Raw genomic sequence first — 8,515 nt, forward strand, 5'->3', positions numbered from 1 at the left:
CCCCAGCGCTCGATCGACTTGCTCCACGCGTCCTGCTGCCCGACGTCGTACCCGAGCGCGCGGGCGGCGTCCCGCACCGCGGACCGGGCGCGGTAGGAGATGACGTTGGCGACCTGCGCGGCGTGGGTGCGGCCGTGCTTGGCGTAGACGTACTGGATGACCTCCTCGCGGCGGCCGGACTCGATGTCGACGTCGATGTCCGGCGGCCCGTCGCGCTCGGGCGCGAGGAACCGCTCGAACAGCAGGCCGTGCGCCACGGCGTCGACCGCGGTGACCTTGAGCGCGTAGCAGACCGCGGAGTTGGCGGCCGAGCCGCGCCCCTGGGCGAGGATGCCGTTGCGGTGGCAGAAGTCGACCAGGTCGTAGACGACCAGGAAGTAGCCGGGGAACCCGAGGTCCTCGATGACCCGCAGCTCGTGCTCCAGCTGCGCGTAGGCACCGGGCACCCGCTCGGCCTCGGGCGGGCCGTAGCACTCCAGCGCGCCGCGGCGGACGAGCTCGCGCAGCCAGGTGGCCTCGGTGTGCCCGGGCGGCACCGGGTACGGCGGCAGCTGCGGGGCGACGAGGTGCAGGTCGAAGGCGCACTCGGCGCCGATGGCGGCGGCGGTGGCGACGGCCTGCGGGTACCGCCGGTGCCGGCGCAGCATCTCGGCGGCGGACGCGAGGTGCGCGGTCGGGGCGCCGGGCAGCCAGCCGTCCAGGTCCTCCATCGACGACCGGGCGCGCACGGCGGCGAGGGCCATCGCCAGGTCGGCGTCCCGCGGGGTGGCGTAGTGCACGTTCCCGGTGGCGACCAGCGGCAGCCGGGCGCCGGAGGCGAGGTCCGCGAGGGCGTCGGCGAGCTCGGAGTCGTAGGGGCTGCCGCCCTGGGTGACCTCGACCGCGACGTTGTCCCGCCCGAACAGCGCGACCAGCCGGTCGAGCTCCGCGCGCGCCCGGTCGACGCCCGCGGCGGTGACGCCGGGCTCGCGGCCGCCGTCGGTCAGCGCGTGCCGCACGGGGCCCTTGCGGCAGCCGGTGAGCACGAGCCAGCGGCCGTCGGCCTGCTCGGCGAGCTGCTCGAGCCGGTACTCGGCGGCGCCCTTGGTGCCGGTCGCGAGGTGCGCCTCCGCGATGGTGCGGGACAGCGCCCGGTAGCCCTCGGGCCCGCGGGCGAGCACGGGCAGGTGCAGCGCGCGCGGGTCGGGCACGCCGGTGGGCAGGTCGAGGACGTCGGGGCCGCCGACGCCCGGGACGGGCAGGTGCAGCTCGGCGCCGAACACGGTGGGCAGCCCGACCTCGCGCGCCGCCTCGGAGAACCGGACGACGCCGTACAGGCCGTCGTGGTCGGTGAGCGCGAGCGCGCTGAGCCCGAGCCGGTGCGCCTCGGCGGCGAGCTCCTCGGGCTGGCTGGCGCCGTCGAGGAAGCTGAACGCCGAGTGCGCGTGCAGCTCCGCGTAGCGCGGGGCGTCAGTCATAGACGGCCTCGCAGGTCCAGCCGTCGGGGCGCCAGGCGAGCAGCAGGGCGCGGCCGTCGCCGAGGGTGACCTGCAGGTGCATGCGCAGACCCGCCTCGGCGGGCGACCACCACCGCTCGGCGAGCGGCCACGGCCCCGCCCAGCCCGCGACGTCGTGGTCGACCGCCGGCCGGCGGTCGGTGGCGTGCGTGCGGACGCGCACCGGGTCGCCGCTCATCGCGAACCGTCCGTCGAACCGGACCGGCCGCCCGGCGCCGTCCAGCACGTCGACCGGCGCCGGTCGCACGGGCACGGTCGCGGGCGCCGGTGGGGGCAGGTGCCCGGGCCACGGGCGGTCGACCGGGCGCGGCGCGGCGGCCTGCGCGCCCCACGGCTGCAGGTGCACCTGGTCGCGGACGTCCCGGCCGCCCTGCAGCGCGGCGGTCAGGACGCCGTCGCCGCCGAGCAGCCCCTGCACCCGGTCCAGCGCCCGGTGCGCGCGCAGGTCGCCGCCGGACGCCCCGCCCCACAGCCGGCCCTGCTCGGCGCCGGCGGGCGCGACGTCCTCGGCCGTGATGCCGAGCGCGACGAGGCCGATCGGCTCGGCGTGCTCGTCGGGCACCCCGCCGTCCGGCCGGGACCCCGCGCCGTGCTCGGCGGCCGCGGCGGTCAGCCAGCCCTCGAGCTGCCAGCGGATGCGGTCGGTGATCCGCGCGGCGGACAGGCCGCCCAGGCCGCCCATGTCGGTGCGCCAGGCGCGGGTCAGCTCGGTGCCCTCGTCGGTGCGGGCGGTGATCCGCAGCCGCGCGCAGGTCACCGAGTGCTCGGTGAGCAGGGCGTGCAGCTCCTCCGCGAGCCGGCGGCCGGCGAACGTCGCGACGTCCACGCGGTGCGCGGGCGGGTCGAGCTCGGTGCTCACCTCCAGGTCGGTCTCGGGGCGCCGGCGGGCCGGTGGGCGCAGGTCCTCGCCGCGCACCAGCGTCCACGCCCAGGTGCCCCAGGTGCCGAACCGGGCGTGCACGTCGCCGGCGTCCAGGGCGGCCAGGTCGCCGAGGCGGCGCAGCCCGAGCCGACGCAGCAGGTCGACGAGCTCGACGACCGCCTGGCCGGCGTCGTCGGTCACGGCCGCGGGTGCGAGGTCGTCGACCGGGCGCGGCGCCAGGAACTCGCGCGAGCCGCCGGGCGGCACGACGGCGTCGGTGCGGGCGGCGAGGATCGCGGCGAGCAGGCCGTCGGCGGTGCCGACCTGGCACTCGTGCCCGGTCCGCTCGGCCACCACGGACACCAGGCGCTCGGCCAGCGTCTCCTCGGTGCCGTGGAACCGGGCCGCGCCGCCCGCGGGCAGCAGCAGCAGGCCGGGCCGGGCGACCTCGATCCCGGCGACGACGGCCTCGGTCGCGACGGCCACCGGCTCGAACAGCCGGGCGTCCCGGTCGTCGTCGGCGGGCAGCAGCACCACCTCCGGGCAGACGCCCTGCGCCTGGCGGCGACGCATGCCGCGGCGCACGCCCTGGGCGCGGGCGATCGCGGACACGGCGGTGAGCCGGGCGCCGTGCTGGACGGCGGCGGGCAGGTGCGGCGGGACCTCGGCGGCGCGCACGGCGGCGACGACCGGCCAGTCCGGCACCCAGACGACGGTGGTGCGGGTGCTGGTCATCCGACGAGCCTCAGGTCGGGCGCGAGCAGCGCGCCGTCGTCCGCGACCGGATCCGGCCCGGCCTGCTGCGCGGGCAGCGCGGCGGGACGGCCGGCGGCGGGGCGGCCGGCGGGGAGCCCGTACGGGTCGGTGCCCACCTCCAGCGGGAGCACCACGCGCAGGTCCTGGGCCCGCCCGGCGCTGCCGCGGCCGGTCCTGGTGATCTGCACCTCGTGCGCCCGCAGCCGGCCGTCGCCCTCGCCGACCCCGGTCCACCGACCGCCCTCGACGGTCAGCACGGTGCCCGCGCCCGGCCAGGGCGCGGTGGCCAGCAGCACGGAGCCGCGGTCGCGGGCGCGCGCCATCAGCCGGCGACGGTCGGCGTCGGCCAGGTGCGTGCCCGGGCCGACCACCACGACGTCGATGCCGTCGAGCAGGGCCGCGACCACGGTCGGCGCGTCGACGCCGGGCTGCGGGACCACGGCGAGCCGCTCCAGCGCCACCCCGGTCTGCGCGGCGGCGAGCAGGCCGAGGGTCGGCTGCCCCACGACGGCCGCCCACGCCTCCCGGGCGGTGCAGGCGGCGGCGACCATCGCGAGCACCAGCGAGGTGGAGCCGAGCACGGCGGTCGTGCTCCCCCGGCGCAGGCCGTCGGGCAGCAGCGGGGCGAGCGCGGGCGGCACCGCGAGCGGCGGCCGGTCGGTGAGCAGCACCGGGCCGCGCGCGGCGGCCGACCGGGGCGCCTGCTGCCGGTCGGGCAGGTCGGGGACGGCGACCGGGCCGGCGGGTGCGGGCGCCGGGGCGGGGTCCACGACCGGCACCACCGCGAGCGCCGTGGCGCCCTGCACCGGCGCGTCGACGGCGCGGGTGCCGGAGCGCACGCCGTCCGCACGCGCCCCACCGGGCAGACGCCCGCCGCGCCCGTCGTCGGGCACGCCCCGGGGCGCGTCGGCCCGAGGTGCGACACTGCTCCCCGCCGCACCGCTCCCCACCTCCCGGCGGCCCTGCCCGCCGCTCCCCGCGGCGGCATCAGTCCCGCGCGGCGCGAGGCTGCGGGCGCCGGTCCGGAGCTCGGCGCTGACCAGGGCGGCGCGAGCCCGGGCGATCCGCTCCTCCTGGTTCACCGCCGCACCCCCTCATCGCCTGCCGGCCGACCGCCGGGCACTCGTTCGAACACGTGTTCGATTGTGCCAGTAGACGCTGACACTCCGGCACACGTCAATCCGGCGTCACCCCGCCCTGGGGACCACCGCCCGGCGCGCCGCGGAGGACGCGCCGCGACCCCCTGCGGGGCCCTCGCGACGGGGGCATGATGACGAGACAGGCACACCCGTCCGGGCGCCCCGGTGCGCCCACCAGGAGGAGGACCATGGCCGTCTCGCTGACCCGTCCCGTCGCCCCGGAGCCGTACGCGCTGCTCCCGTCCGTCCCGGACTTCGACGTCGCGAGCGCCGACGTCGTGCACGGCGAGCCGCTGGCCGCCACCTTCGCGGCCGACGGCGAGGACCTGTCCCCCGCGCTCGAGTGGTCGGGCTTCCCGGAGGGCACCCGCTCGTTCGTCGTGAGCTGCTTCGACCCCGACGCGCCGACCCCCGCCGGCTTCTGGCACTGGACCGTCGTGGACGTGCCCGTCAGCACGACCTCCCTCCCCCGCGGCGCCGGCTCCCCGGAGGGCGACCTGCTGCCCGAGGGCGCGTTCCAGGTCCGCAACGACGGCGGGTCGACCGGCTACACCGGCGCCGCGCCGCCGCCCGGGGACCGGCCGCACCGGTACGTCTTCGCGGTGCACGCGCTCGACGTCGACCACCTCGACGTGCCCCCGGACGCGACGCCGACGGCCGTGGCGTTCACCGCGCTGTTCCACACGATCGGCCGCGCGCTGATCGCCCCGACGTACCAGCGCTGACGGGACCGGTCGCGCCGGGACCGCCGCCCGCGCGGTGGCGGTCCCGGCGCCCCGCTGCTACCAAGGTCGTGTGAGCTCACCGTTCCGGACGCCGCTCTCCGCGACCATGATCGTCGCCGGCGCGGCCGCCGGGCTGACCGGGGTCGCCCTGTGGACCCGGAGCGCCGTGGCCGACGGCGAGCCGTTCGACGGGAACACGTGGTTCCTGCTGCTGGCCCTCGCCGGCCTGGCGCTCGAGATCGCCGGCACGGGGGTTCACGACCGCGGGCACCGCCGGCGCGGCGAGGTCCCGCACGCCCTGTGGGGCCTCGACGACCGCAACCGGCCCCGCTGGCTCCCCCGCCGCGACCTGCGCCCGCGCCGCCGGCGCTGAGCGGGCCGCACGGGCCCTCAGCCCGCGTCCGCCCCCAGCTCGAGCACCATCCCCGTCGCCCCGGGCGCCACGTCCCGGAACCCGAGCGACTCGTACAGCGGCCGCCCCGGCGGGTCGGCCACCAGCGTGACGTACGCCCCGCGCGGTGCCCGCGCCCGCACGTCGTCCAGCAGCCGGGTCAGCACCCGCCGCCCGAGCCCCCGGCGCTGGTGGCCGGGGTCGGTCGCCATGTCCGCGACCAGGAAGTACCAGCCGCCGTCGCCGACGACCCGCCCCATCGCCACGACCTGACCCTCGGCGGTCCGGACGTGGCACCACGACCAGCTGCCCGCGAGCGCCCCGGCACCCTGCTCGGCGTTCTTCGGGGTCAGCCCCGACTCCCGGCGCAGCCGCAGGTACTCGGTGAGCGGCGGGGCCGCGGGCACGAGCACGTACGGGTCGGCGGCGAACGGGTCGGCGGGCACGGCGGCGTCGGTCACGCCCGCCATCCTGCCCGCCGCGGGGAACCCGGGGCGCGCGCCGACCACCGCGCGGCCTAGCCTGGGCACGGCCGGCGCCCGCCGGCGGCGACGCGGTGAGGAGGCCGTGATGGCAGGCGAGCAGGCGGGGCACGTGGAGGGTGGCGAGGCGGTCGCGGGCGCGCGGGGTGCGGCGGCGCGGCCGACGGCGAAGGTCGCGGTCATCGGGGCCGGCGCGGTGGGCGCGACGCTCGCGTACGCGGTGCTGACCCGCGGGGCGGCGCGGGAGCTCGTGCTGCACGACATCGACGCGCCGAAGGTGCGGGCCCAGGCGCTCGACCTCGCGCACGGCATCCAGTTCATGCCGATGGCGCACGTGCTGGGCACCGACGACCTCGAGGCGTGCGCGGGGTCGGACGTGGTGGTGGTGACCGCGGGCGCCAAGCAGCAGCCGGGCCAGACGCGCCTCGACCTCGCGGCGCGGACCGTCGGCCTGATGCGCACGCTGATGCCGCGGCTCGCCGCGATCGCGCCCGACGCGGTCTTCCTCATGGTGACGAACCCCGTGGACGTGGTCACGTACGCCGCGCTGCGGTACTCGGGCCTGCCGCGCGCGCAGGTGATCGGCTCGGGGACCGTGCTCGACTCCTCGCGGTTCCGGCTCCTGGTCGCCCAGCGCGTCGGCGTCGCGGTGCAGAACGTGCACGCCTACGTGGTCGGCGAGCACGGCGACACCGCCGTCCCGCTGTGGTCCTCCGCGACCGTCGGCGGCGTGCCCGTGCTCGACCTCGAGCCGCTCGACGGGCGGCCGCCGCTGACCGCGGACGACCGCGACGCGATCGCGCACGACGTGGTGCACGCCGCGTACGAGATCATCGCGGGCAAGGGCGCCACCAGCTACGCCATCGGGATGGCGGGCTCGCGGATCGTCGAGGCGATCGTGAACGACGAGCACCGCGTGATGCCCGTGTCCTCCCTGCTGCACGACCACCGCGGCATCGACGACGTGTGCCTCTCGGTCCCCACGGTGGTCTCGCACGCCGGCGCCGGGCCGCTGCTGCCGACGCCGATGTCCGACGAGGAGCTCGCGGCGCTCCGGCGCTCGGCGGACGCCCTCCGGGACACGGCGCGGCAGACCGGCCTGTGACGGCCGCCGCGACGGACCCGGCCGCGGCAGCCGCACCCGCCGCCCCCGCCCGCCGACCGGGAGGTCCCGGGTGTCCGACGCGACGCTGAGCCTGATCGTCCTGGGCGCGGCCGTCGCGCTGTTCGTGTGGAACCGGCTCCCGGTCGCGGTCGTGGCCGTGCTCACCGCCCTGGCGCTCGCCGCGACGGGCGTCCTCACCGAGCAGCAGGCCCTGGCGGGCTTCGGCGACCCGGTCGTGCTGTTCATCGCCAGCCTGTTCGTGCTCAGCGACGGGCTCGAGGCCTCCGGCGTCACGGCGTGGGCCGGGCGGCAGCTCCTCGCCCGCGCGGGCACCGGCCGCACGCGGGTGCTCGTCTCGCTCATGGCGCTCGGCGCGCTGCTGGCCGCCTTCGTCACGCCGAACGGCGCGGCGGCGGCCGGCCTGCCGATCCTCGCCCTGGTGGCCCGCCGGGCCGACATCGCCCCCTCCCGGCTCGCCGTTCCCCTCGCCTACGCGGCCAGCGCGGGCGCGCTGCTCACCCTCAGCGGCAGCCCGGTCAACGTCATCGTCGCGGACGCCCTGCAGGACGCGACCGGCCGCCGGTTCGGGTTCTTCGAGTTCGGCGCCGTCGGGGCGCCGCTGGTCGTCGTGACGGTCGTCGTGGCGGTCCTGGCCGGCGACCGCCTGCTGCCCGACCGGCAGGCCGCCACCCCGGAGGACGGCCCGGCGGCGATCCGGCCCGTCCCGGACCGGCTCGGCGCGCGGGCGGCGTGGGCGGTCGGCGTGCTCGTGGTGACCGTCGCCCTGCTCGCCTCCGGGGCGGTGGGCGCGGCGACCGCGGGCCTGGCCGGCGCCGCCGCCATGGTCCTCACCCGCGCGACCACCGCGACGCACGCCCTGCGCGCGATCCCCTGGGAGACCCTGGTGCTGATCGGCGGCCTGGTCCCGCTGTCGGTCGCCATCGCGGAGTCCGGCGCCGCCGACCTGCTGGCGGACGCCGTCGTCGGGGTGGTGCCCGAGGGCGACGGGCGGTTGCTGCTGGTCGCCCTGTTCGTGCTGACGGTGACGCTCGGGCAGTTCGTCTCGAACGCGGCGACGGTCCTCGTCATCACCCCGATCGCCCTCGCGGCGGCGGAGACGGTCGGCGTCGCGGCCGAGCCCGTCCTCATGCTCGTCGCCGCCGCAGGCGCCGCGTCGTTCCTCACCCCGATCGCGACGCCGGCCAACATGATCGTGCGGGACGCGGGCGGGTACCGGTTCGGGGACTACTGGCGACTCGGGCTGGTCACGACCGGGGCGTGGCTCGTCGTGGTGGTCGTCGTCGTCCCGCTCGTCTGGCCGCTGCACCCGCGGTGAGCGCTGCACCGCGCCGGGCCGGCCTGCCGCGGACCGCCCGGCGCCCCCGCGACCCGGTGGGTAGCCTGCCGCCATGACCCTCACGCTCGGATCCCTGACCTGGTCGCGCGCCGTGGACCGCCTGGACCTGCTCGCCGAGTCGACCGCCGCCGCGCTGTCCGGCTGGGCCGCCGTGGCGCCCGAGGTCGCCGACGCCGTGCAGGTCACCGAGATCGACCCGGAG

The 8,515-nt window shown here is 78.4% G+C and carries 8 protein-coding genes; 4 read left to right on the forward strand and 4 right to left on the reverse strand.

Annotation, left to right across the window (positions count from 1 at the left end; all coding sequences use genetic code 11):
- The 3 genes from VER05_RS15035 to VER05_RS15045 form a co-directional block, all read right to left on the reverse strand.
- The coding region (locus VER05_RS15035; protein WP_324846145.1) for a PHP domain-containing protein at window positions 1–1,457 on the reverse strand (1,457 nt) is incomplete at its 3' end.
- Window positions 1,450–3,093: a DNA polymerase Y family protein gene (locus VER05_RS15040; RefSeq protein ID WP_324846146.1), complete on the reverse strand. Its 1,644-nt coding sequence runs from the start codon at window positions 3,091–3,093 to the stop codon at window positions 1,450–1,452. The genes VER05_RS15040 and VER05_RS15035, both read right to left, overlap by 8 nt.
- Complete coding sequence (locus VER05_RS15045) at window positions 3,090–3,953, reverse strand: hypothetical protein (protein ID WP_324846147.1); 864 nt, start codon at window positions 3,951–3,953, stop codon at window positions 3,090–3,092. Before VER05_RS15045 ends, VER05_RS15040 begins: the two co-directional genes overlap by 4 nt.
- Window positions 3,954–4,441: 488 nt before the next feature.
- On the opposite strand from VER05_RS15045, the gene VER05_RS15050 reads away from it, so the two are divergent.
- Both VER05_RS15050 and VER05_RS15055 read left to right on the forward strand, forming a co-directional pair.
- Window positions 4,442–4,978, forward strand: coding sequence for a YbhB/YbcL family Raf kinase inhibitor-like protein (locus VER05_RS15050; protein WP_324846148.1), 537 nt, complete (start codon window positions 4,442–4,444; stop codon window positions 4,976–4,978).
- A 70-nt stretch (window positions 4,979–5,048) separates the two neighbouring features.
- Window positions 5,049–5,351, forward strand: a complete 303-nt coding sequence (locus VER05_RS15055) for a hypothetical protein (protein WP_324846149.1) — start codon at window positions 5,049–5,051, stop codon at window positions 5,349–5,351.
- Window positions 5,352–5,368: 17 nt separating this feature from the next.
- Here VER05_RS15055 and VER05_RS15060 read toward each other — a convergent pair whose 3' ends face one another.
- Window positions 5,369–5,839: a GNAT family N-acetyltransferase gene (locus VER05_RS15060; RefSeq protein ID WP_414647635.1), complete on the reverse strand. Its 471-nt coding sequence runs from the start codon at window positions 5,837–5,839 to the stop codon at window positions 5,369–5,371.
- 100 nt (window positions 5,840–5,939) lie between these two features.
- Between VER05_RS15060 and VER05_RS15065 the strand changes: the two genes are divergently transcribed.
- Together VER05_RS15065 and VER05_RS15070 are read left to right on the forward strand one after the other, a co-directional pair.
- Window positions 5,940–6,956 carry an L-lactate dehydrogenase gene (locus tag VER05_RS15065; RefSeq protein ID WP_324846151.1) on the forward strand — a complete coding sequence of 339 codons (1,017 nt, stop codon included), beginning with the start codon at window positions 5,940–5,942 and terminating at the stop codon, window positions 6,954–6,956.
- A gap of 70 nt (window positions 6,957–7,026) precedes the next feature.
- Window positions 7,027–8,292 (forward strand): SLC13 family permease, encoded by a 1,266-nt coding sequence (locus tag VER05_RS15070; protein WP_324846152.1) that lies wholly within the window; start codon window positions 7,027–7,029, stop codon window positions 8,290–8,292.
- Window positions 8,293–8,515 lie beyond the last annotated feature (223 nt).

The organism is Cellulomonas sp. (genome assembly GCF_035634735.1).
Lineage (GTDB): Bacteria > Actinomycetota > Actinomycetes > Actinomycetales > Cellulomonadaceae > Cellulomonas.

Excerpts from the sequence above, each read along its gene's own strand:
- VER05_RS15040 (WP_324846146.1), bottom strand. The coding sequence starts at position 3,093 with ATGACCAGCACCCGCACCACCGTCGTCTGGGTGCCGGACTGGCCGGTC.
- VER05_RS15050 (WP_324846148.1), top strand. The coding sequence starts at position 4,442 with ATGGCCGTCTCGCTGACCCGTCCCGTCGCCCCGGAGCCGTACGCGCTG.
- VER05_RS15060 (WP_414647635.1), bottom strand. The coding sequence starts at position 5,839 with ATGGCGGGCGTGACCGACGCCGCCGTGCCCGCCGACCCGTTCGCCGCC.
- VER05_RS15065 (WP_324846151.1), top strand. The coding sequence starts at position 5,940 with ATGGCAGGCGAGCAGGCGGGGCACGTGGAGGGTGGCGAGGCGGTCGCG.